This window comes from Brevibacillus laterosporus LMG 15441 (assembly GCF_000219535.2).
GTDB lineage: Bacteria > Bacillota > Bacilli > Brevibacillales > Brevibacillaceae > Brevibacillus_B > Brevibacillus_B halotolerans.
On record NZ_CP007806.1, the window covers coordinates 4,816,565 to 4,840,722 of the forward strand.

Consider the following 24,158-nt stretch of genomic DNA (forward strand, 5'->3'; position numbering starts at 1 on the left):
GTTTGCCTACTTTTCTCTCCTAATGTCTAGGAGATGAAAAGTGATCCATCAATTTTTTATCACTACCTTTTAAATCTTGGGCTTCATGTTTATCGTTCGTAATTTTTTCAGCCGTGTCTAAAATAAAAAAGAGCCGCTAATTGAAGAGCGGCTCTTACTATTATTGACCTCGACGCATCGAGTTGCTTACTTTTAATTTTAAACGTTCATAAGCATTGAGGATTGGACGGTGCTTACGACCAACCAAGCCTACAATTTCGGTCACCATGTGAATGACAAACCCTAAAACAGCCAGAATAATAAGCGTCATCCAAATGGTATGCTGTGCGTTGGTTACCTTTGTAAGCAGGATAGCTGCTCCACCAAAAAACGCACTCATTCCATAGATTGTGATAACTGTTGTTCGATGGGAGAGTCCCATATTCAACAAGCAGTGGTGCAAGTGCCCTTTATCTGCACTGGAAATTGGTTTGTTATTCAGAATACGACGTACAATCGCGAAGAACGTATCCCACAACGGAACCCCCAGAACCACAATTGGAATGATAAAGGAAACAAATACCGCTTCTTTAAAGCCCATAATGGAAAGAGCCGCTAAATTAAATCCTAAGAATAACGCTCCTGTATCACCCATAAAAATTTTGGCTGGATGGAAGTTAAAATAAAGGAAGCCAATGATTGCTCCAAGCAAAATGAAGCAATACATCGCAACACCAGTATCCTTCATGATAATCGCCATAACACCCATAGTAGCTGTGGCAATACCAGACACACCAGCAGACAGTCCGTCTAATCCATCAATCAGATTAATGGCATTAGTGACCCCAATAATCCATACCATCGTAATAGGAATAGCTAGTACAGCTAACCAGCCTGTGGAGAAGTCTAAGCCAACATCCCCGAATGGAAGATTCACTACTCCAATCTTTAAGCCAAACCCGATTACGACAACCGCTGTTCCGATGATTTGCCCAAGCAGCTTCCACTTAGGGGACAACTGATACTTATCATCGAGAATCCCGGTGATTAGCACAATCGTTCCACCTATAAAGATTCCCAGCATTTCATTTGTTAAAGGCTTTAAGAAAATAAACAGCGCCACTACAAATCCTATAAAAATCGCAAGTCCACCCATGCGCGGCATAATTTTGGTGTGTACTTTTCTATCGTTGGGAGCATCAACTGCTCCAATTTTTATTGCTAGTTTTTTTACATATGGTGTAGCGATAAAAGCCACAACCATTGCAGTCAACAGTCCGAAGACATAACCAGACATGATGTTTCCCCTCTCTACTGAGACTCGGAACGTTTCTTCAAACGGCTCCACAGCACTGTGGCGACAAAGTGTGGTATTGCCAGTTGTCTTCTCCATCTCGATGGATCTTTTAGTAAGCGATATAGCCATTCCAAGTGTAATTGCTGCCACATTTGTGGGGCACGTTTTACTTTACCAGAAATGACATCTAAGCATCCTCCAACTCCCATAGCAAGTGAAACAGGAAGTGCATCCCAGTATTTTGCTATCCATTCATCTTGTTTTGGTGCACCCATGGCTACAAATAGTAAATTTGGTTTCTTTTCTTGTATATCTGCGACAATTCTGGCCTCTTCCTCAGGCTTAAAATATCCATGTTGTCGACCAACAATGTTTGCTTGTGGAAAACGTTCCTGTAGAACTTCAGCCGCTTTCTCATTTACATCCGGCGAAGCCCCTAATAAATAAATTCCCCAATGATTTTCATTGGCTTGTATCATGAGATGCTCTAATAATTCAACACCTGTAACACGTTCGCGTATCGGGGCGTTTAACCACCGAGCTGCATAAATAATTCCAATGCCATCTGGCACTACATAGGCTTGTTCCATCAAGCGTGCCATGTTTTTGTTTCCTTGAGATAGCATCACGATTTCTGGATTGGCGGTAACGACGTGTGTACGCTCCCCAAGTCTGACAAGATCGGTCAAATGCTGCACCGTATCCTGCAAACCTTTAGTAGAAAACGGAACCCCCAGGATTCGCGCGACTTTCATAATATATGCCCCCACTAATTCTATTATGTAGGCCTTAAAGAGACAGGTTGCACGTAGCCAATTTTACTCTAAAAGAAAGGCACATTCAAGATCAATTCCAGAATGTGCCCATGTTCTTCTTTGTCTAATTTGCTTATTTATTGGCGATGGCAAACATAATTTCGCCTTCTGCCACTACTTTTTCGCCAACTCGCGCCACTGCATTTCCTTTTCCAACAGAACCGCGAACCCTTGTCATTACTACTTCTAACAGCAATGTGTCACCTGGCTTTACTTGTTCTTTAAAACGGAAATTGTCAATACCTGCAAAAAAAGCTAATTTCCCTTTATTCTCTTCTTTACCCAAAATTGCTACTGCACCGACTTGAGCAAGTGCTTCCACAATTAATACGCCTGGCATAACAGGATAGCCGGGAAAATGCCCCTGAAAAAATGGTTCATTCATCGTTACATTTTTCAATCCAACAGAGCGTTTCCCGTATTCTACCTCTACAATTCGATCCACTAAAAGAAATGGATAGCGATGAGGGATGATCTCCTGAATTTGTACAGCATCTAAGATTGTTGGATATTCCACGCGTTTTTCCTCCACTTCCATATTTTCACTAGCTATGCTATGTATGTGAGTTGTTCGATCTACTTACAATATAAGTACTCCCTTGTCTTGTCCCAATCAGGACGAGGGTTTCCTATAAAGGGGCACTTCGGTTACGGAGTGCTCTTTTCTCCTATATCCTTGTTTAACAATAATACTTTCATTAAATAAATGGCACTGGTCAAAATGGAGAACAAAATAACGATCCATAAAAATAATTCACCATATGTGTATTGAAACATGATGGAAGTAAACACGATATAAAATAACACGGTGGTTACCTTCCCATAAATATTAGCCGATACGAGCTTCTTTCCACGAAAATGAAAAAAGGCAGAAAGAATAATCATTGCTAAATCTCGTAAAAAGAATACGGATGCAGCCCAAATGCTGATACGACCAGATAGCAAGAACGAAAAGATAACGGCTAACATCATCAATTTATCGGCTAGTGGATCGAGCATTTCACCTGTTGCAGTAGTCATTTTATAAGTACGTGCTATATATCCATCCACCACATCCGTAAGGCCTGCGAAGATAAGAATGAAATAGGCCCAGATAATATGGTCGGAAAAGAACACAATCAGGTAGATCGGGACCAATGCGATGCGTAAAAGAGTTAACGCATTAGGAACATTCACCGAGCATACCTCCGTTTATTCCGGCTCTGTAACAAGAGCGAGAAGAGTATTTTCCAGAGAAAATCGTTCATCTTATGTTCACACAAGCACTTCTCATTATACCCTTTTCAGCGAACAAACAGCAACTAGGAGTAAGGAAGGAATCAAATCTATTCCATTTTGCACCCTCATCATGAAAAAAGAAGCCCTCTTCCCCTACAGAAAAGGACTTCTATCTGATCATGCTTGTACTTTATTAATTTGAAAACATCAAATCGTAAATATGCTTATACGTCTCAAACTGGAATGCTTGGGATAGAGGCATCTTTCCCACGACAGAAAACCCGATAGCAAGGCCTATCGCAAGAGAGATAAATAACAGGATAGGCACCATGGTTACTTTTACAAGCACTCTTGGGAAGCTCCTACCTTTTTTCGACTTTACCTCTTTTGCATCCAACTCTTCACGTTGTGTGTTACGTCCTCTCACCTGGTTCACTGCTTGGGGTCCTCCTTACTAATTTCCTATCGGCTACGTAGCATATTTGCTGTACTCATCATCTGATCGCTAATTGATAGCGCACGTGCATTAAATTGGTAGGCACGTTGAGCTAGCATAAGCTGAGTCATTTCGTGATTCAGCTCTACGTTTGAAGTTTCCAGCATGCCTTGGCGCAGTTGACCTTCACCACTAGCATAATCAATTCTGGTCATACCTGCCAAATCAGCGGCGTTATTCGTAATACGTAGATTATTTTGACCTACTCTCTCATATCGATCTTGGTTTTTAATCTTAAATAAAGGAATTGTACTGATAGATGCTGACTTTCCATTAACAAGGATTTCACCGTGATCGTTGACAGTAATTTGTCCGCCTTGCGGGTCATCGATATCAATTTCAATACCTGAAGCGTCGACAAGTACTTCACCAGTAGCCGTTAGCAGATTATACCGCTCATTTGCATTCTTTTGCAAATGGAAATTACCATTACGTGTTGCATAATACTCTTCTGCAGGGCGTCCATTACGGAAAATGACTTGTCCGTTTTCATCCATCATTTGCTTGCGGACTATAAACATGCCGTCGCCTTCAATCATAAGGTCAGTGGGAGCTTCTGTCGTAAGCACTCCACCTTGCTTTAGACTGGTGCGGGTCATGCCCAGCTTCACACCGCTTCCAATAGAGATGCCCGCTGGCGTATTACGATTGACTTGATCCGTAACTGGTTGTTTGTCCATAGTGTCTGACAACAACTCGGAAAAATCTGCGCTGCTCCCCTTAAAACCTACAGTGTTCACATTAGCAATGTTATTTGATGTAACGTCAAGCACCTGTTGGACAGCACGCAGGGCAGATGTAGAAATATTTAATGATTGCATGCAGGCTCCCCTTTTCTATTAGGTTACACGTCCAACTTCATTTACGGCTTTATCCATCGTACCGTCCAATGTGGTAATTACGCGCTGATTTGCTTCATACGATCTCATTACCGTCATCATATCAGTCATTGTACGGGTTGGATCAACATTGGCACGCTCAATCCATCCTTGTCGGATAGCATAGCGCCCAGTGTCAGTACCGTCAAGAGCTTGTACATCCTCAGGATTTTGCGGACGAAATACATTGTTTCCCTCACGCACCATTTGAAAAGGATTATTTGCTTTTACAAGTCCTAATTGACGTGTCGTACCGTCTGACAGGTGAATGAGTCCATCAGCATCAATCGTTATTTTCCCATCTAATAGACCCGTGTCATCACTAATCTGAATAGGACGATTATCATTGCCTAACAGATAGTAGCCATCAGAATTCACCAGATATCCTTGGGTATTTACATTCCAATTCCCATTGCGTCCATAGCGAATTTGTTCCGCTGTTGCCGTCCCGTTTACGTTTTCCAATTTAGCTACACTAACAAATAGCTTAGGCTGAACTGGTTTCCGATTAAAGAGGGGGGCATTTTCCGGGATTGGCAGGTTATCCGTCAAAGCAACATCATACGGATTATTACTCTCAGCAATATCGCCTTGAATAAAGTTAGAAATCGATTCAGACATATAGACACCTTGATGCAGTCTGCCGATTTGTACCGAATGCCTGTCAATCTTCGGGTAGCCCTTTACCTCGGGACCTTCTTCATCATTCATACGCATCAATAGCTCTTCAGGAAACGAGCGTAGCACGCCCTCATTCTGTTTGTATCCTGGTGTATTTATGTTGGCCAAATTGTTAGCCAACGCCTCTTGACGGTTCTGCAATGCCACCATGCCGGAGCCGGCCGTGTATAGCCCTCTAATCAAGAGAACTCCTCCTTATCCAAAAAACTTTTTACGACTAGGAAGTTTATCCAGATAATCAAGCATCAAGCCTGTTCCTTTGGCTACGCAGTTCATGGGTTCTTCTGCAACCAATACAGGTACCTTCAGCTCGTCCATCAGCATTTGATCTAAACCGTGCAGGAGCGCTCCTCCGCCGGTCAAGAAAACTCCCTTATCAATAATATCGGCAGAAAGCTCTGGAGGTGTTCGTTCTAAAACATTTTTTGAAGCTTGTACGATCTGACTCACTGATTCAGCCAGGGAAATCTGTACCTCCTGCGAACGAATCGTGATGGTTTGCGGCAAGCCACTTACCATATCACGTCCGCGGATGTCCATTTCATCCTGGCGTGAACCATAGACAGTTCCGATCTGTACTTTGATGTCTTCAGCCGTCCGTTCTCCGATTAACATTTTATATTTACTCTTTATGTACCTCATAATGGCTAGGTCGAATTTATCACCAGCTACTTTGATCGATGAGGCGGTGACGATATCTCCCATGGATAGAACCGCTACATCCGTGGTTCCACCGCCTATATCAACTACCATATTACCAGATGGTTGGTAAATATCCATTCCAGCTCCGATAGCTGCCACCTTTGGTTCTTCTTCAATGAACACTTCACGTGCCCCTCCACTTCGCTCAGCAGCCTCACGGATTGCTTTTTGCTCAACAGATGTAATATTGGTTGGGCAGCAGATAAGAATACGAGGACGCGCGAAAAAGCTTTTTGCTCCGATTTTAGCCATAAAGTGTTTTAACATTGCTTCTGTAATCTCGAAATCAGCTATAACCCCATCACGCAAAGGACGAATCGCAATAATGTTTCCTGGTGTACGGCCGACCATACGATGTGCTTCGTTCCCGACAGCCAAAACCTTTTTGGTATGATCATCTATTGCTACTACGGACGGTTCATCTAAAACAATGCCTCTGCCTTTAACATAAATTAACACATTGGCAGTTCCTAAGTCGATTCCAATATCTTTACTCAACATGAAAGGGCCTCCCTGTACTTACTAACCTTGCTACCTAATACTATAGGAATTATTTTGGAAATGTACAAGGAAAACCTTCATTAGATAAAATATTTCTTACACACTCTCTTCCTGCTCTCTGCGAGCCTTTTTATTCTTGCGCTTATACTTGATTTTGGTAGCCTCTCCACCACGTAAATGACGAATTGCTTTATGATATTCTAAAATCTCTTTTACTTGGTTAGCCAGTTCGGGATTGATCTCTGGCAGCCTTTCCGTCAAATCCTTGTGGACCGTACTTTTGGACACTCCAAACTCCTTGGCGATCATGCGAACCGTATTGCGCGTTTCCACAATATATCTACCTATTTTAATGGTTCGCTCTTTGATGTAATCGTGCACGCCCCTCGCCTCCCAGCATCAAATTGTCTGATACAATATATGGGTTGAGGGGGACACATATTCTACATATCCTCATGTGACAAGCCAACAAGTACCCATCTTTTTTTGAGGGTTTGTACACTAGCTAGGCAATTATCCGCACCACATCTAGGGTTTGGCTGCTTTTACACAACAACAGACCTGCCATAAAAAAAGAGCTGAGATTTCTCCCAACCCTTTTTTCCTAAGGCTATGCGACAGCTGTACTGAAACATTTTCCGTTTATTGCGGTTGTGCTTCTTTTAAAAACTTGTGCGGATCAACGGAGTTTCCATCCATGCGAACTTCAAAGTGGAGATGTGCTTTTGCATCCTTCTCAAATACATTACGCCCTGCTGTACCGATGACCTGCCCTTGCTTAACTTCATCATTTTCCTTCACGGTAACTTTCTCCAAGCTCTGATATACACTTACCAGCTTATTGGCATGCTCGATTTCCACTAAATTTCCTACCAATTGATCATTGTAAACTTTCATAACTTTCCCGTCACCAGCAGCTGCTACATCAAATCCTTTACCGTTCGTAGAGATTAAATCAATCCCTGTATGCGGTACGAAAGAATCGTTAAATTTGACTAATGACTTAGATTGTTCATCAGCATTCGCTTCTTCATTGAAGAAACCCATGCCAATCTCATACATGACTTCTTTTGCTACCGGCCACGCAAGTGTCGGTGTCGTGTTGTTGACCGCAACAGCTTCCTCGTTCTCATGAACAGTAGCTGGTTTGTTTTCACCATTGACTACCGTCACCTTGTCAATTTGTTGTGGAGTCTTGGTTGCTTGATTTAGTAAGCTTCCTTGATACCACATCACGAATGCTAGGATAATTGCTGCTGTACCGATGTAGATAGCTGGGAATGCCCATTTTTTGCCTAGGATACTTCTCCATGTTGACTTTTTCATAGAAACAGGTTGTTTTTGATTTCTTTTATCTTCCATTTTGATCACCTCATCCCTCAGTATCGCCAGTTTTTTGACGTATAAACCTGAGAAACAAGGGAAAACTAAAAAAATTTTCTCACACCTTATACTTTCATAACCTTCTGATAATCTTGCAGGGTAATTCCTTTATAGTAGTATTTCACGATCTGCTCTGCTGATTTACCTGCTTTCGCCATGCCATTGGCTCCCCATTGACTCATGCCTACTCCATGACCGTAGCCTTTTGTGGTGATCACTACATTTCCTTGTTTGATTTTCATAGAAAATGAACTAGAGGATAAACGCAGCTTTTCTCTTATTTCCTTTCCGCTAAACTCCTTTTCCCCTACTTTAATACGTCCAATCCGGTTACCGGCTGTTCGCTCCTCAATGGAATACCAATGGCCATCAGAAGCAGTCGCTACAATCATTACACCTAGCCTTTGTTGAAATTGTTCAATTGGAATCTGAACGCTTTGTTCATACCTAGGAGAATCAATATCCCAAGGACTAGCTACACTCCGCAAATAGGGAATACGGGATGACCAGTAATCCTCTGCATTCTCGGTAAATCCATTACTGGTTGAAAAAAAGGTAGCTTCAATTGGCTTACCTTCATAGGTTAGTACTTTGCCAATAGTACCTTTAACAGCTTGATGAATCCGATTTTGCTTCCACTCATACTGCTTTCCCCACATTTTCTTTCGCTCTGCTTCTCCTAAGAAGGCTTGGTGCTTCACTGTATCAAGAACATGCGACCCCTTAGGTACGTCTTTAAAATCACCCTCCGCCAATCGCCGGACAATATAGGTTCGAGCTGCCATTGCTTGGGCTTTCAGTGCCTCTAGCTCAAATTCGGCTGGCATTTCCGCCGCAACCACACCCTCGATATACGTCTCTAGCGGCATTTTTTCAATCTTATTTGATTTGCTACGAAAGACATTTATCTGAGGCTGGTTGTCCGAATAGGATTCACCCTGCTGTTCCACCATCACAACAGGGGCTACTGCTGGATCGGGCGTGTGATACATGACTAGAGCCGCCGGTACAAAAACAAGGAGAATCGGTAGAGCGAAGATGAGAAAAAGAAGGTAACGCCTCATAAAAAATCCCCCTGCCTTTTCAACTAGACAACCTGCTGCTGTACTAGTCTATGAATGAAGGCAAGAGGATAGAACGATTTACAAGATTAGAAAAAGCAAGTTAAGAGAGACGTCCTACGAAGCGACCCATACGCTCTAGCGCCCTCTCCAATTGTTCAAAGGATGTAGCGTATGAGCAACGAATATATCCCTCTCCACTAGTACCAAATACATCGCCTGGAACAACTGCTACCTTTTCTTCCATTAGCAAACGCTCTGCAAATTCAGCGGATGCTAATCCAGTAGAAGCGATAGATGGGAAGGCATAGAAGGCTCCCGCTGGTCTATGGCATGAAAGTCCCATTTCAGAGAAGCTTTTGACAACAAAGTTACGGCGTTGGCCATAGCTCTCTACCATACGATCTACATCGTCACGCCCTCCACGCAAGGCTTCTAGGGCTCCCATCTGTCCAGTAATCGGGGCACAAAGCATCGTATATTGATGGATTTTTAACATACCCTGCAATAAATCTTCCGGAGCACATACATAACCTAGACGCCAGCCTGTCATAGCAAAAGATTTAGAGAATCCAGAAATCAGGATCGTACGCTCCTTCATCCCTGGTAAGCTCACAATACTCTCATGCTTTTGGTCAAAGGTTAGCTCAGCATAAATTTCATCAGAGAGGACGAGTAAATCATGCTTGGTTAAGATCGGCTCTAATTCCTTCCATTCCTCCAAGCTCATAATGCTGCCAGTCGGATTGTTCGGATAACAAAAAATAATCGCGCGAGTTTTCTCCGTAATTTTGGCTTCTAGTTCCTGTGGTGTCAGTTTAAATTGGTTTTCTGCATACGTGTGTAAAAAGACAGGCACTCCACCAGCCAAACGAATGACAGGCTCGTAGGAAACATAGCATGGCTCAACAATTAGCACCTCGTCACCTGGATTAATAATCGCTCGAAGCGCAATATCAATCGCTTCACTCGCTCCTACTGTCACCATAATTTCTTTGGCAGGGTCGTAGGAAACACCGATTAGCTCCTCTGTGTAGCGCTGAATCTCTTTTCGCAAATCCATGAGTCCTGCATTGGAGGTATAAGCCGTATAGCCGCATTCCAAAGAAGAGATAGATGCCTCACGAATACGCCAAGGCGTCACGAAGTCAGGCTCTCCTACCCCTAGAGAAATGACACCTTCCATAGAAGCTGCCAAATCAAAAAAGCGGCGAATGCCAGAAGGTTTAAGTTCTCCTACGATGGCTGACAAACGGCTTTTATTAGTCACCTGACTCATGGCGTTACCACCATCCTGCGATCGTCATCATTATCTTCTAAAATAGTACCATCGTGCTTGTAGCGCTTCAAAATAAAGTGAGTCGCTGTAGAAACAACGTTATCTAAAACAGCTAATTTCTTCGTAACAAAGTTAGCAACCTCATGCATTGTTTTGCCTTCTAATACTACTGAAATATCATAGCCAGCTCCTGACATCAGGTATACGGCCTTTACTTCAGGAAAACGCGAGATGCGCTCTGCTACCTTTTCAAAACCAACCTCACGAATCGGTGTTACTTTCACATCAATCATGGCTGTTACATTATGATTATCCTCAACACGATCCCAGTTGATCAGTGCTGGATATTTCACAATAATCTTCTCAGATTGCAGACGCTTAATCTCTGCTTCAATCTCTTCTTCTGTACTATCCAACAAGAGCGCAAGTTGTTTATTGCTCAGTCGGCAATTTTCTTCCAGGAGCATTAGCAGTTTTTTGCTTTTCACAGTCTCCATGATCTTCTTCTCCCATCCATTACATGCTGATTTTGTTATCAGTTATTTTTGCTTATCCATCATCTTACCACGGGTTTCGAACTCATCCCAGTACAAATGTAGAAAATCCCTCACCAAAAGGCAAGGGATTCCCAGACCTATCCAGCCTAATTTATACGTTACGCAAAATTAGGAGATAGATTTACTTTCAAGGCTTTCGCTGTTACTTTTTCAGAGCTTGGAGCTACTTGCTCTTCTACCTTCACACGCTTTACATTTGCACCTAGCATTTGCAATTTTTCAGTGAAGTTCACATAACCTCGGTCAAGGTGATGCAAGCCGCCTACTTCTGTCTCACCTTCAGCAATCAGTCCAGCCAAAATCAGTGCAGCACCGGCACGCAGGTCAGTAGCACTCACTTTAGCACCAGTGAGTGGCACATTCCCTTCGACAATAGCACTGCGACCTTCAATCTTGATATTAGCACTCATGCGTCTAAATTCCTCGACATGCATGAAACGATTTTCAAATACAGTTTCCGTAATAATGCTTGTCCCTTCCGAAGCAAGCTGTAACGCCATCATTTGCGACTGCATATCAGTTGGAAACCCTGGATGCGGTAATGTTTTCAAGTCTACTGCTTTCAATGAACCCTTGCGAGTAACACGAATGCCGTTTTCTTGTTCATCAACAGTAACACCCATTTCACGAAGCTTAGCAGTTACAGATTTGACATGATCGGAAATAATTCCTTCAATAAACACATCTCCACCTGTAATAGCTGCTGCCACCATAAAGGTTCCGGCTTCAATGCGGTCAGGGATCACACAATGTGTGCAGCCCTTCATGCTCTCTACGCCTTCAATTCGAATGGAACCTGTACCAGCTCCACGAATTTTAGCGCCCATGCCATTTAAGAAGTTAGCCAAATCCACAATCTCTGGCTCTTCTGCTGCATTTTCAATAATTGTTGTTCCTTCAGCTAGACATGCAGCCATCATAATATTTTCAGTAGCCCCTACACTTGCAACATCCAGATAGATTTTTGCTCCTTGCAGGCGACCATTAACATTCGCTTCAATAAATCCTTGGCCAATCTCAATTTTAGCACCCATCGCTTCAAAACCTTTAAGGTGCTGATCAATTGGACGCGTACCAATCGCACATCCACCAGGCAACGCAATACGAGCTTTTCCTTTACGCGCAAGCAAAGGTCCCATCACAAGGAATGATGCTCTCATTTTGCGTACCAATTCATAAGGCGCTTCTACACCCTTTAAATCAGTCGCATTAATGGTTAACATTTCATTTTGATATGTAATGTCAATTTGCAGGGTTTTAAGCAATTCACAAATTGTATGGACATCATCCAATCCAGGAACGTCATGAATGATAGATATTCCTTCTTCTGCCAAAATAGATGCAGCAATAATCGGTAGAACCGCATTCTTCGCACCAGAAACCTTTACGTTTCCTGCTAATGCCTTACCACCGCGGACAATAATTTTTTCCAATGTTATACCCCTCCGCGTGCTTAGTATTCCGCTGTGATGATAGGTGTCCCTAAGGTGATCCTAGTCAATTGGTTCAACGAATCCACATGTGTCGCTACTTGCACATTCATTTTCTGATCGTTGGTTATTATATACGGCTTCCATTGCGCGGTAAAGCCCGAAATACTAGTCACAGATTCATCCTGTAATCGCTCAACTTCTTGTGCTTGGAGGAGGGCAAAAACCTTATTAATCCTAGCCTCCTGCCAACCATCACTCAGTGTATCATTGTATATTCCGCGAATACAAGTGCTAAATTGCGGAATCAGACCCCTTCTTTTGGTCTCAGCCACAACTTTTTCATACGCTCTTTCCATATCTTGCGCATGAATCCGCTTCCCTTCCAACGAGATCACCAAATATACGCTGATGTTATGGGGCTCAGGTAATCCTATCAAGCGAATATGAAGCTTGGTTTGACCCACTTTTCCTTCGGTTTGATAGATGAGCTGTTTTCCCTCTGCGGTTACTGCTTGTGCAGAAGGTATCCCCAGAATACCGCTCCATTCATGACCGAGAGAAAGAAACTCTGTAGCCGTGCTAAGAGTTGCAAGCTGTATACTGGTCCGATGCTCAATGTCGGTTATGGTAGCCTCAGTGGCTTCGGCAGCTTCTATTAACTGCGCTGCCACAGATGCTTTGGTTACTTGTGTCCAATAGGAAAAGCCACTTGCAACAAACAGCCCAATACACAACAAGACAACATAGACCATAGATATATGCTTTTTCATTCTTTCCCTCTCCCCGTACACTTTTTCTATATCTTAATAGTCATTGTGTACGTAAAATTGGAGGGTTATACCAATCTACTGAAACAATTGATTCAGTAACAGAGAATAACCTAAATAGTCCATGAAAAAACGTGCTACTCCATGTCCGATAACAATGGAAAGCAAGATTTGTAACAGCTTGGTTTGGGCACTATCTGCACGTTTTACAAATAGATCAAAGCGAAAAGCTTGTATAGCCCACCAGCTAATACCTATACAGATGACAGAAATAAGAATCATCATCAAGGAGTAAAGTCCATTTGAACCGAGCAACAAAACTCTCACTTCTTTCTATAAACTCATTTTCCATTTTTGTAATGTTTCCCTGCGTGAATTCTTTTACTACTTTACCATAGACCTGTTGGCATTGAAAGGAAAAGGCGCTAGATATCATAGAGATGTTAGAAACTTTATAGGTAGTAAAAAAATTAACGATTTCTCAGCCTCTGATCCATTAGTAGGACAGAACAAACATACGCTTTTTTCTAATAAAAAGAGGACAGCCGATAGCCATCCTCTGTGTTTTCTCTATTCCCTGACATTCTTGCTTACAGCATATCGCCCCAATTAAACATTGGATTAAAGTGAGTATGGATGTACTGGATGAGAACCTCTGGCACAAGTCCGAAGACAAAGGTTCCAAGCGCCGCCAGCACTACAATGATTGTTACTCCTATTGGCAATCGTAATGTCTCCTCTGTCTCTCCAGCTCTCATATACATCTGTCGAATGATTCCAAAGTAGTAATAATAAGAAACGACACTCGTCGCAAGCATGATTCCTGCCAGCCAGAAGCTACCGCTGCCAATTGCGCTTAGGAAAATATAAAACTTCCCAAAGAAGCCAGCGGAAATAGGAATGCCTGCTAATGAAAGCAAGAATAGTGTCATAGCCACTGCCGCCAACGGAGAACGATGGTATAAACCGGCAAAGGCTTTAATATCCTGTGTTTTTCTATCCTCTGTCACCACCATAATCAGTGCAAAAGCACCAAAAGCCATCATCAGGTAGGCAACTAGATAGAAAATGATTTGTTCAAAAAAGAAGGTCTGATGCAAAATAACCAGTGGCACTAACAGGTAACCTGCTTGGGCTATCCCAGAGTAAGCCATGAGACGCTTCACATTTTTTTGTCGTAGCGCCAGCGTATTTCCGACAATCATAGACAAGCCGGCAACGATAGATAGAAGCCATAGCATCCCACCAAAGACGCTTTGATTGGTTTCTTGATTAAATAGCCCCGCAAAGCTTAAAATCATCACGCGAATGAGGAGCGCAAAACCAGCCCCCTTGGAAACGACCGCTAAAAAAGCAGTAACTGGCGTAGCGGCTCCCTGATACACGTCAGGTGCCCACATATGATTAGGTACCGCTGAGATTTTATACGTCAAACCTGCCACGAGAAAGACAAAACCGATCAGAATCATTGGACCGAATCCACTTTGGTAGGCTTCTGACAAACGTTGGGTCATTTCGTACAGATTGGTTGTACCGCTAAATCCGTATAGATAGGACATTCCAAACAGCGTAACAGCTGTAGCAATCCCACCTGCTACCACGTATTTAAAGGCAGCTTCGTTGCTGTCGGTCCGTTTTTTCCGCATACCGACCATGATATACGATGCCAAAGAGAGTAGCTCTAGCCCTACGAATAACGTGATTAAATCAGCCGAAGAGGCCATCACCATACACCCAACTAGCCCCATTAGCATCAAATAGTAGAACTCTCCAGAATGGACAACCTCATCTGTTTTCTTTATATAGCTGATCGACATTAGTAAAGCAAACGCGACCCCAGCTAACAATATCAGTTTAAATGCACTACCAAAATGATCAACACGCATCATATCTGCCATATATATGACAGGTTCTTTGAGCGAGGTCACATTAGATACAATGAAATACCCAGCTATAAGCACGCCTAATAGTGATAGCCAACCCATGATCGTTCGATTCAGACGCTTACCTGCAATCAAGTCAACTATGGACAGGACAGTGGCAAAACCAAGAATCGTAAACTCGGGCAGGAGATAGCTCCAGTTATAGGAAAAAATATCTTTTACGTCCATCGTTTACCCTCCTATTCCCGTCACATGGATGACAATGGTTTTAAGCGTTTCTTGCAAGGGATTGCTTAACATCGCTGGATAAACACCGATCAGGATGATAAAACCAAGCAATACAACAATCGGGATTACCTCCATCGGCTGTGCATCGGCCAAATCCAGATGCTTTTCGTTTGTCGGTCCATAGGTTATCGCCAGCACGGCACGCAACACATAGACTGCAGTAAAGATAATACCTAAGGAACCAATCGCCGCTAAAACAGGCTGACTCGCAAATAGACCTAGGAAAGCAAAAAACTCACTGATAAAGCCCGACATCCCCGGCAATCCTAAGGAAGCCATCCCAGCCGCTAGGAAAACTCCACTTACGAAAGGCATTGATTTAGCTAATCCCCCTAGCTGATCCAGCTGAGAAGTACCCGTGCGGTCCCAAATGATTCCCACTAAAAAGAACATGAGCGCTGAAATAAAGCCATGTGATATCACTTGGAATAAAGCTCCTTGAAAACCAAACTGATTCATAGAAGCAAATCCTAATAAGATAATACCCATGTGGCTAATACTGGAGTAGGCTAGCACCATTTTCAGATCCTTTTGGACAAAGGCAAGCGCTGCCCCGTACAAAATATTAACTAACCCCAGAATTGCCATTCCTGTCGCAAAATATTGAACTGTTTCGGGAAAAAATCCAATCCCCATGCGTAACAGCCCATATGCGCCCATTTTTAAGAGGATACCGGAGTGAATCATGACGATAGCCGGTGGAGCCTGAACATGCACTCTTAGCATCCACGTATGAAAAGGAAAGATCGGAAGCTTAATTCCAAAAGCGATAAATAGCACCAGGAACAATCCCCAACGGAACGTCTCTGGAACATGTTCAATAAACGCATTGTTCGGAGAGGTTAGTGCTTCTGTCAGGACGGGAATGCTCATAGTTGGTTCTTGTGTCACAATTGCACTCACAAAAAACAACGTGATAAATCCGACCAACATGAGAGCTGAGCCAACCCCGTTATATAGAAGAAAACGGTTTGCCGCTTTTTCTCGATCTGTATAACCCCAAATTCCAATGAGGAAATACATAGCTACCAGAGTTATCTCAAAGAACAAGAAGAACAAGAGCAAATTCTGAGCAGCAAAAACCCCAAACATCCCGATCAATAATAGATGAAAGAACACAAAATACTCTTTCGCCCTCTTTTTTACCCCCCACGAGGCTACGGCCGCTAGTGTTCCAATAATAGCTGTCATCAGGATCAAAGGCATGGAAATTCCATCTACACCCATTTCATAATCAATATGCAAATTGTATAGCTCTTGATCGGCCGTGATGGATGCAGGTATTTGAATCCATGTCGCATGTTCCTCAAATTGATTGCCTCTCTGTTGATAGTCAAAGGCACCAAACATCATAAATGCCAGAATCAACGGCACCAACGTTCCTAGAACTCCAATTTGTTTAACAATGCTAACCTGCTGCTTCGGAACGAACAATAAGATCAGGAGAGCCAGAATAGGCGAAAACGTCAGGAGTGATAACAGATAGCTATTTAACAAAAGGAACACCTCCTAGCGCCGTAAGACTGACCATTAGAACAACGAGCCCCAGCAAGACTACAAAGCCATAGGTCTGCATCTGACCGGACTGTAAGCGACTTAGTAACCTTCCAACCATGTTGGTCAATCCGCCAATGCTTCTAACCAGACCACCAATGATGTAGTGATCCAGCCAGTTAAAAGCAAGACCAATGCCTTTTAGCGGACGAATAAATACAAATGTATAGAGCTCATCCATGTAAAATTTACGGTACGAAAGCTGATAAAGCCATGGCAGTTGTTCGGATATAATATCGGTTGGCAGATTTTTTTTGCCATACATCAGATAAGCGAGTCCTATTCCAAACAACGAAATGATTACAGCTACAATCTGCAACCATAATGCACTATGCCCAGCTTCTTCTCCAAATTTATCGATAATGAACTGACCGACAGAGCCACTCATCATCCATTCCCCTAGCATAGGTGCATTCGGTAGATTAATAAACCCGGCACCAATTGCCAGCAAAGCTAGCAGGAGCATCGGAATCGTCATAACACTTGGTGATTCATATGCTTTTTTAGCCCCTTCAGAAGCAGGCGCTCCTCTAAACGTAAGAAAATACAAACGGAACATATAAAAAGCGGTAAAGAATGCAGCGACAATCGCAATGATTAATAAGTCATATCGCCCGGCTGCATACACCGCTCCAAAAATCTCTTCCTTCGACCAGAAGCCAGAGAAGGGAGGGATACCAGCTATAGCAAGACAACCAATCAAAAAAACAACGGATGTAACCGGCATACGTTTCGATAACCCACCCATTTTAAATACATCCTGAGTGTGTACCGCATGTATCACGCTACCCGCGGCAAGGAATAATAATGCTTTAAAAAAAGCATGCGTCATCAGATGAAAGGTTCCTGCCACATAACCCGCCGCCCCAGCTACTCCCAAGGCCATCATCATAAAACCAAGCTGACTAACTGTAGAGTAGGCAAGAACACGTTTCATATCACGTTGCGTGAGTCCAATAAAGGCGGCAAAAATGGCTGTAAATCCACCAACATATGCCACTACATCTAAGGCGATTGGCGACTCAATAAATAGTGGAAATGTTGTCGCAACCAGATATACCCCAGCCGCTACCATTGTAGCCGCATGAATTAAAGCAGACACAGGGGTTGGGCCTTCCATCGCATCAGGCAACCATGTATGGAGCGGAAATTGACCTGATTTTCCTGCCGCTCCGACAAAAATGAGAATAGCAGCCAAGGTAATGATAAACGGTTCTACTTTCCCGCCCTGAATAGCCGTAAAAATATTATCAAATTCAAAGCGTCCTGTTTGCCAAAACAGCAGGCAAATGGCAATAAATAATCCAACATCACCTATTCGAGTGACGATAAAAGCTTTTTTGGCCGCCGCCTTAGCCTCTGGTTTAAAGTAGTAATACCCTACCAAAAGGAAAGAACAAACACCCACCAACTCCCAAAAGATATAGAGTTGTAGGAGATTTGGTGAGATCACCAAACCAAGCATGGAGAAGGTAAATAGCGCTAAATATTGATAAAAAACAGGAAAACGCTGATCTCCCTGCATATATCCACGCGAATAAATCTGTACTAACAAGCTCACAACGGAAACGATCACCAGCATCATGGCGTTTAATTGATTGACTTCAAAGCCTACAGGAATGACATAATCCCCTACTTGGAGCCATTTCATGCTGAGTACGTAATCCTGTGCCCCTTCCTGAAAACGAGCCACGAACGTAATACAAGCCAGCACCAGAGATGCCGCCGTCAATAGAATGCTTATGTACCCCGCTCCCTCTTTTAATTGCCGTCCGAACGAGAGGATGATGGCAAAAGCGATCAGAGGAAAAAGCGGTACGAGCCAAGCGTACTGCATACTTGTTTCCATATTTTCACCTATCCTTTTTCCTGGTTAATCTTTTAATTTATCCATCTCGTCAACGTTCACCGTATCACGATTACGATAGAGAGCGATCAATACTGCAATCCCAACAGCCACCTCTGCCGCAGCTACCGTCATGGTAAACAAAGTGAATATTTGACCAGTAACAGCCGCATGCAAACCATATTTCGAGAATGCTACTAAATTAATATTTACAGCATTCAGCATAAGCTCAATGGAGAGCAAGACGATAATGGCATTTCGTTTGGTCAATGCTCCGAACAGCCCAACACAAAATAAAATGAGGGCAACAAGCAAATAAGAAGAGATATGAATATCCATCTGTGTTACTCCTCCTCTTTCTTCGCCAACACGATTGCGCCTACCAAAGCTACTAGTAACAGCACGGACAGCAATTCAAATGGAATAACAAACTTTGTAAATACTTCGATTCCGATTTCCTTGACGTTACTAACAGATGGATTGGGGGTTCTTGCCGGCACAGAAGACCAATTTGTGTTTTGAATAGCCATAAAAATCGTTGTAAACAACGTCACAACTCCTGCCAAGCTAAACCAAAACCGTGCTCTTCTTTTTTTCCCTTCTTCTGTCGCATTGTGCTTTGTCAGCATGATTCCGAATAACATCAGAATCGAGATAGCCCCTGAGTAAACCAGTATTTGGGAAACAGCAACGAATTCAGCACCAAGTAGCACAAACAAACCTGCGATACTAATAAACGTTACCCCAATAGAGATCACCATGTGAACCACTCGATTAAAGTTAATCATAAAAATCGCCCCACCAATGGTCAGAAGGCCCAGTATAAAGAACACGGCATACGACCCGCTTATCAATTAGTTTTCCTCCCTCACATTGGTATTGTTATCGTCCAACCATTTTAAATCCTTGTACAATTCATCTCGACTATACACTGCCAGCTCAAAATTATTAGTCATGACGATTGCATTTGTTGGACAGACCTCCGTACATAGATCACATAAAATACAGATTTCAAAGTTAATATCATAGGTATCAATGATTTTGCCTTTTTTCTCGGGATCAGGGTGCGGCTTCCCCGTTAACTGAATGCACTCAGTCGGACAGACCCTGGCACACTGATTGCACACGATACATTTTTCCGGAGAGAAATGCTGGATTCCTCGGAATCGAGGCGGCATCTGGAAGGGTACATCTGGGTACATCGTCGTTAACTTCTTCTCAGACAGCTTTTTGAGCGTGTATCCTAGTCCTTTGGCAAATCCTAGCACGTAAATTCCTCCTCATTATCAAAATAGATAGCTTTTAGCTAAAACTCTATATAAAACCCTTTTGAAATGAGATGACTACAGCCGTAAGCAAGATATTCAATAGAGCGATTGGTAGAAGCCCTTTCCAAGCAAAGCCCATTAATTGGTCTGCACGGAATCGCGGCATCGTAGCCCTAATCCAGAACTGCAAAAATACGTAGCACATAAATTTAAGGATAAACCAAATAATCGGCGGAATAAAGCTCAAGCTCGGATGAATAGGTAGCCATCCTCCCAAAAACAGAATGGTAATCAATGCCCCCATGCCAAACATGTACACGTATTCAGATAACATAAACATGGCAAAACGGAAGCCAGAGTACTCCACATGATACCCTGCGACAAGCTCCGACTCAGCTTCTGGCAAATCAAATGGGGAACGATTCAATTCCGCCTGTGCTGCAATTAAGAATACACCAAATCCTAAGATTTGCGGAATAATATTCCACATGTCCTGCTGTGCATAGACGATATCTTTTAGATTAAGGCTGCCAGTCATTAACACAACACCCACAACTGACATAACCAACGGCACCTCATAGCTAATCATTTGCGCTGCGGAACGCATGCCGCCGATTAAGGAATATTTATTATTAGAAGCCCATCCAGCAGTAATGACACCCATGACTGAAATACCAGACAAGGCAATGTAATACAAGACCCCAATCCCTAAGTCGGCAAATTGTAGCTTATCCGTAAATGGCATAACCGCCAGTACCGCAAACGCAGGAGCATACGCCAATATAGGGGCAAGTGTAAACAGGGCGCGGTCTGCATTTTTGGGTCGAGTATCTTCTTTAATAAGCAATTTGGCAACATCAGATACCGTTTGTAAAAGACCTAGTGGACCTACACGATTAGGACCATAGCGCAATTGCATCCAGCCAATTACTTTTCGTTCAAAATAGATCGCATATGTAACAAAGGCAAGCACCACTAACAGTAACACTATTGCGGCCATGGAGAACAGTAAAACATTGGTAAATGATGGGGTTTGCTGGAGCCAACTAGTCATTTATGCATCTACCTCCCCTACCACAATATCAATGCTACCCAAAATGACCACCATATTGGACATATTAACACCTTTCAATAAGGAAGGTAAAATCTGCAAATTCACAAAGGATGGTCTTCGCAGTTTCATTCTCCATGGCTTATCCTTACCCTGACTAGCTATATACACACCTAATTCTCCACGTGGTGCTTCAATTCGTACGTATGCTTCACCTGCTGGCGGCCGAATCACCCGAGGAACTTTACCAATAACCTCTCCTTCTGAAGGAAATTGATCTAGAGCTTGCTCTAAAATACGCAGTGATTGCTCAATTTCTTGGAGACGCAAATGATAGCGAGCCATGCAGTCCCCATCTGTAGATACAGGAACATCAAATTCAAAACGATCGTAAATGGAGTATGGCTCATTTTTACGAATATCCCAGTTCTCTCCCGTACAGCGAAGCATGACACCAGACAGAGAATAATCAAGAGCCGTTTGACGATCATACGTACCAATACCGGTTAATCGACTAATAAAAATTTCATTCCCGCTCACCAAACGGTGGTAATTAGCTAATTCCTTTTTTAGATATTGAACAAATGCCTTTGCTTTATCAATCCATCCAGGAGGAGCATCCCATTTTACTCCACCAATTCTCATATAATTGTACGTCAAACGTGCCCCAGAAATCTCATTGAACAAATTAATAATGGTTTCTCGATCACGGAACGCATACAAAAATGGTCCCATCGCCCCGATGTCCAAAAGAAAGGTGCCCCACCAAACTAAATGGCTAGCGACACGATTTAGCTCCATTACAATTACACGTAAATACTCAGCCTTTTCCGGAATTTCTAGTCCCATCATCGTTTCAACGGCATGACACAACACATAATTATTGGTCATAGACGAGAGATAGTCCAGTCGATCTGTATAGGGAATGATTTGCGTGTAAGTCAGATTCTCAGCTAGCTTTTCTGTGCCACGATGCAAATAGCCCATTACAGGGATAGCCTCTTTAATGGTTTCCCCGTCTATCTTTACAATTAAACGAAATACGCCATGGGTACTTGGATGCTGAGGTCCAACATTCAGGATCATTTCCTCTGTGCGAATACTAGTCGTCATTGGAGTACTCAAGGTTATACCCCCTCATCAAAAGGCTCATAATCTTTACGCAACGGATGTCCAATCCACTCATCTGGCATCATGATTCTAACCAGATTGGGATGTCCTATAAAGTGGATTCCTAACAAATCATATGTTTCGCGCTCATTCCAATCTGCCCCTCGCCACACATCTACAACAGAAGCCACAGATGGTGCTTCACGCGTAGTTTTCACCTTAATGGCCAAGCTTTGCTGATGCGCATACGAGTACAAATGATAGTAGACTTCCATCCGGTCTTCATAATCGACGCCGTGTAGGTTGGAAAGGTAATCAAATTGTAAGCTTGACTCCTGCTTTAAAAAGAGTGCAATGTCTTGCCAAAGCTGATTTTTTATCGTCATGGTGGGAACTTCTTTTGATAAAGTGTTAACGTAGGATTCTTCGATGCTTTCTTTGCCAAATCTCTCTGTAATGATTTGTACAAAACGATCTAGGTAGGGTTGATTCTTTGAGGGGGGAACTTCTGCTGTTACAGTTTCTTCGCTTGTTTTCGCCTTTGCCGCCGCGGCTGCTGCCGCTTTTGCTTTCGCCGCTGCTACTGCTTTCGCTTTTTCTGCTGCTTTAGCCTTGGCATCTGTATCAGCCTCTGTTGGTAGTCCTGTGGTCACTTCTTCACTTGCTTGTGTATTTTTTTCTTGAATAGACTGCGCAGGGTTTTCTGTAGTCGTAGCGCCACTTTCGAGCTTTGCTTTTGCTGCCGCGGCTGCCTTGGCCTTTGCTGCTGCCGCCGCTTTTGCTTTCGCTACTGCTTTAGCCTTGGCATCTGCATCAGCTTCTGAAGGTAGTCCTGCGTTCATCTCTTCACTTGCTTGTAAGCCCTTCTCTTGGACGGCCAGCTCCTCACTCGCTTCCGTCGTAATATTTCTTTCGAGCTTTGCTTTCGCCGCCGCGGCTGCCTTGGCCTTTGCTGCTGCCGCCGCCTTTGCTTTCGCTATCGATTGTTCATCGGGTACGGAAGAACTAGAGGAAGGCTCATCTTGTGTCATTGTTTGTGTTGGAGGTTCGTTTGTTTCCTCATCAGCTACATTCGCTTCTGCTTGCTGTGCCAATTTAGCTTTTACAGCCGCTGCCGCTTTTGCCTTCGCTTCCGCCACTGCTGCTGCCTTTTCTTCCGGTGTAGGCTTTCTTTTTTCTTCACTCATTGCTGATCCACCCGCTTTCCGGTCTTTGCTTCATAGCGGATTTTTTCTTGCAATTTATTAATACCATAGATCAACGCAACTGGACTTGGCGGGCAACCTGGAATATAAACATCGACAGGGCATATTTGATCAACACCCTTTACTACACTATACGATTTAATATAGGGACCACCCGCCGTTGCACAGGAACCCATGGCAATAACCCATTTTGGCTCTGGCATCTGATCATACAAACGTCTTAATAATGGCGCCATTTTTTTGGTTACTGTTCCGGCCACAATCATCACATCTGACTGTCTAGGAGAAGGGCGAAAAATGACGCCGAATCGATCTAGGTCATAGTGAGAACCGCCTGTCCCCATCATTTCAATCCCACAACAGGCTAACCCAAACGTAAGCGGCCATAGCGAGTTGCTTCTTACCCATCCTTTTAATGTCTCTAAACTCGTAAACAGAACATTCCGATTTAATTCTTCCTGTAAATCTGGTTCGATGCTTTTCAAATCTAATTCCATTCAAGCACCTTCTTTCTCCATGCGTACAACAGTCCAATAATCAGAAGAACAATGAAAATACACATTTCCACGAGAGCAAAAAGCCCTAATTCATTAAAAGCTACTGCCCACGGATACAAAAACAACGTTTCTACATCAAAAATAACGAACAGTAGAGCAAAGATATAATACTTTACGTTAAAACGAACCCAACTGTCTCCAATCGGGATATTTCCGCTCTCGTATGTTGTTTGCTTTTCAGCGCTCGGTTTATTAGGACGTAATAAAGGCCCAATGATGCTTACCGTGGCAACAGGAAGCAAAACACCAAGAAGCAGAAAGATGGCTACAATCACATAATTGTTTGCATAAATAGCATCCATCTTATTTCCCTCCATTGTGCTGTAGGTCTTCGAATTTCTTCATAATT

At 43.0% G+C, this 24,158-nt stretch carries 27 protein-coding genes; all 27 read right to left on the bottom strand.

Annotated elements, in window-relative coordinates:
* Positions 1 to 160: 160 nt before the first annotated feature.
* Positions 161 to 1,276, bottom strand: coding sequence for a glycosyltransferase family 4 protein (locus BRLA_RS21260; RefSeq protein WP_003334284.1), 1,116 nt, complete (start codon positions 1,274 to 1,276; stop codon positions 161 to 163).
* Between the two features lie 14 nt (positions 1,277 to 1,290).
* On the bottom strand, positions 1,291 to 2,031 hold the full coding sequence (locus tag BRLA_RS21265) for a WecB/TagA/CpsF family glycosyltransferase (protein ID WP_003334283.1): 741 nt from the start codon (positions 2,029 to 2,031) through the stop codon (positions 1,291 to 1,293).
* A gap of 133 nt (positions 2,032 to 2,164) precedes the next feature.
* A complete protein-coding gene (fabZ, locus tag BRLA_RS21270; protein ID WP_035301648.1) occupies positions 2,165 to 2,593 on the bottom strand; it encodes a 3-hydroxyacyl-ACP dehydratase FabZ in 429 nt (142 codons plus the stop codon).
* Positions 2,594 to 2,739: 146 nt separating this feature from the next.
* Positions 2,740 to 3,267, bottom strand: a complete 528-nt coding sequence (locus tag BRLA_RS21275) for a CDP-alcohol phosphatidyltransferase family protein (protein ID WP_003334281.1) — start codon at positions 3,265 to 3,267, stop codon at positions 2,740 to 2,742.
* Positions 3,268 to 3,502: 235 nt separating this feature from the next.
* Positions 3,503 to 3,745: a DNA-directed RNA polymerase subunit beta gene (locus BRLA_RS21280; protein WP_022586165.1), complete on the bottom strand. Its 243-nt coding sequence runs from the start codon at positions 3,743 to 3,745 to the stop codon at positions 3,503 to 3,505.
* A gap of 26 nt (positions 3,746 to 3,771) precedes the next feature.
* The gene (locus tag BRLA_RS21285) at positions 3,772 to 4,626 is read right to left on the bottom strand and encodes a flagellar hook-basal body protein (RefSeq protein ID WP_003334279.1); all 855 of its coding nucleotides are present in this window, start codon (positions 4,624 to 4,626) and stop codon (positions 3,772 to 3,774) included.
* Positions 4,627 to 4,644: 18 nt separating this feature from the next.
* Positions 4,645 to 5,547, bottom strand: a complete 903-nt coding sequence (locus BRLA_RS21290; RefSeq protein ID WP_003334278.1) for a flagellar hook-basal body protein — start codon at positions 5,545 to 5,547, stop codon at positions 4,645 to 4,647.
* A 12-nt stretch (positions 5,548 to 5,559) separates the two neighbouring features.
* On the bottom strand, positions 5,560 to 6,567 hold the full coding sequence (locus tag BRLA_RS21295; RefSeq protein ID WP_003334277.1) for a rod shape-determining protein: 1,008 nt from the start codon (positions 6,565 to 6,567) through the stop codon (positions 5,560 to 5,562).
* A gap of 96 nt (positions 6,568 to 6,663) precedes the next feature.
* Positions 6,664 to 6,948, bottom strand: a complete 285-nt coding sequence (gene spoIIID, locus BRLA_RS21300; RefSeq protein WP_003334276.1) for a sporulation transcriptional regulator SpoIIID — start codon at positions 6,946 to 6,948, stop codon at positions 6,664 to 6,666.
* Between the two features lie 261 nt (positions 6,949 to 7,209).
* Positions 7,210 to 7,929, bottom strand: coding sequence for a M23 family metallopeptidase (locus BRLA_RS21305; protein ID WP_003334275.1), 720 nt, complete (start codon positions 7,927 to 7,929; stop codon positions 7,210 to 7,212).
* An 86-nt stretch (positions 7,930 to 8,015) separates the two neighbouring features.
* Positions 8,016 to 9,014: a stage II sporulation protein D gene (gene spoIID / locus BRLA_RS21310; RefSeq protein WP_003334274.1), complete on the bottom strand. Its 999-nt coding sequence runs from the start codon at positions 9,012 to 9,014 to the stop codon at positions 8,016 to 8,018.
* 100 nt (positions 9,015 to 9,114) lie between these two features.
* Complete coding sequence (locus tag BRLA_RS21315) at positions 9,115 to 10,290, bottom strand: aminotransferase (RefSeq protein WP_003334272.1); 1,176 nt, start codon at positions 10,288 to 10,290, stop codon at positions 9,115 to 9,117.
* Positions 10,287 to 10,787, bottom strand: a complete 501-nt coding sequence (locus BRLA_RS21320) for an Lrp/AsnC family transcriptional regulator (RefSeq protein WP_003334271.1) — start codon at positions 10,785 to 10,787, stop codon at positions 10,287 to 10,289. The genes BRLA_RS21315 and BRLA_RS21320 overlap by 4 nt, the downstream gene beginning before the upstream one ends.
* A 158-nt stretch (positions 10,788 to 10,945) precedes the next feature.
* Entirely contained in the window at positions 10,946 to 12,280 is a 1,335-nt protein-coding gene (gene murA / locus BRLA_RS21325; RefSeq protein WP_003334270.1) for a UDP-N-acetylglucosamine 1-carboxyvinyltransferase, read from the bottom strand.
* Positions 12,281 to 12,300: 20 nt separating this feature from the next.
* Positions 12,301 to 13,050, bottom strand: a complete 750-nt coding sequence (locus tag BRLA_RS21330; protein ID WP_003334269.1) for a YwmB family TATA-box binding protein — start codon at positions 13,048 to 13,050, stop codon at positions 12,301 to 12,303.
* Between the two features lie 75 nt (positions 13,051 to 13,125).
* Positions 13,126 to 13,365, bottom strand: a complete 240-nt coding sequence (locus BRLA_RS21335; protein WP_003342326.1) for a DUF1146 family protein — start codon at positions 13,363 to 13,365, stop codon at positions 13,126 to 13,128.
* Between the two features lie 272 nt (positions 13,366 to 13,637).
* Complete coding sequence (nuoN, locus tag BRLA_RS21340) at positions 13,638 to 15,158, bottom strand: NADH-quinone oxidoreductase subunit NuoN (protein ID WP_003334267.1); 1,521 nt, start codon at positions 15,156 to 15,158, stop codon at positions 13,638 to 13,640.
* A gap of 3 nt (positions 15,159 to 15,161) precedes the next feature.
* Positions 15,162 to 16,715 (bottom strand): complex I subunit 4 family protein, encoded by a 1,554-nt coding sequence (locus BRLA_RS21345; RefSeq protein WP_003334266.1) that lies wholly within the window; start codon positions 16,713 to 16,715, stop codon positions 15,162 to 15,164.
* On the bottom strand, positions 16,705 to 18,621 hold the full coding sequence (gene nuoL, locus BRLA_RS21350; RefSeq protein WP_003334265.1) for an NADH-quinone oxidoreductase subunit L: 1,917 nt from the start codon (positions 18,619 to 18,621) through the stop codon (positions 16,705 to 16,707). The genes BRLA_RS21345 and nuoL overlap by 11 nt, the downstream gene beginning before the upstream one ends.
* A 24-nt stretch (positions 18,622 to 18,645) precedes the next feature.
* A complete protein-coding gene (nuoK, locus tag BRLA_RS21355; RefSeq protein ID WP_003334264.1) occupies positions 18,646 to 18,957 on the bottom strand; it encodes an NADH-quinone oxidoreductase subunit NuoK in 312 nt (103 codons plus the stop codon).
* A 5-nt stretch (positions 18,958 to 18,962) separates the two neighbouring features.
* Positions 18,963 to 19,469, bottom strand: a complete 507-nt coding sequence (locus BRLA_RS21360) for an NADH-quinone oxidoreductase subunit J (RefSeq protein WP_031309634.1) — start codon at positions 19,467 to 19,469, stop codon at positions 18,963 to 18,965.
* 3 nt (positions 19,470 to 19,472) lie between these two features.
* The gene (nuoI, locus tag BRLA_RS21365; RefSeq protein ID WP_003334261.1) at positions 19,473 to 19,886 is read right to left on the bottom strand and encodes an NADH-quinone oxidoreductase subunit NuoI; all 414 of its coding nucleotides are present in this window, start codon (positions 19,884 to 19,886) and stop codon (positions 19,473 to 19,475) included.
* A gap of 46 nt (positions 19,887 to 19,932) precedes the next feature.
* Positions 19,933 to 20,940, bottom strand: coding sequence for an NADH-quinone oxidoreductase subunit NuoH (gene nuoH / locus BRLA_RS21370; RefSeq protein ID WP_003334260.1), 1,008 nt, complete (start codon positions 20,938 to 20,940; stop codon positions 19,933 to 19,935).
* The gene (locus tag BRLA_RS21375) at positions 20,941 to 22,050 is read right to left on the bottom strand and encodes an NADH-quinone oxidoreductase subunit D (RefSeq protein WP_041752698.1); all 1,110 of its coding nucleotides are present in this window, start codon (positions 22,048 to 22,050) and stop codon (positions 20,941 to 20,943) included.
* A 14-nt stretch (positions 22,051 to 22,064) separates the two neighbouring features.
* Positions 22,065 to 23,234: an NADH-quinone oxidoreductase subunit C gene (locus BRLA_RS21380; protein WP_003334258.1), complete on the bottom strand. Its 1,170-nt coding sequence runs from the start codon at positions 23,232 to 23,234 to the stop codon at positions 22,065 to 22,067.
* Positions 23,231 to 23,749: a NuoB/complex I 20 kDa subunit family protein gene (locus BRLA_RS21385; RefSeq protein ID WP_003334257.1), complete on the bottom strand. Its 519-nt coding sequence runs from the start codon at positions 23,747 to 23,749 to the stop codon at positions 23,231 to 23,233. The genes BRLA_RS21380 and BRLA_RS21385 overlap by 4 nt, the downstream gene beginning before the upstream one ends.
* Positions 23,740 to 24,111, bottom strand: coding sequence for an NADH-quinone oxidoreductase subunit A (locus BRLA_RS21390; protein WP_003334256.1), 372 nt, complete (start codon positions 24,109 to 24,111; stop codon positions 23,740 to 23,742). The genes BRLA_RS21385 and BRLA_RS21390 overlap by 10 nt, the downstream gene beginning before the upstream one ends.
* Positions 24,112 to 24,158 lie beyond the last annotated feature (47 nt).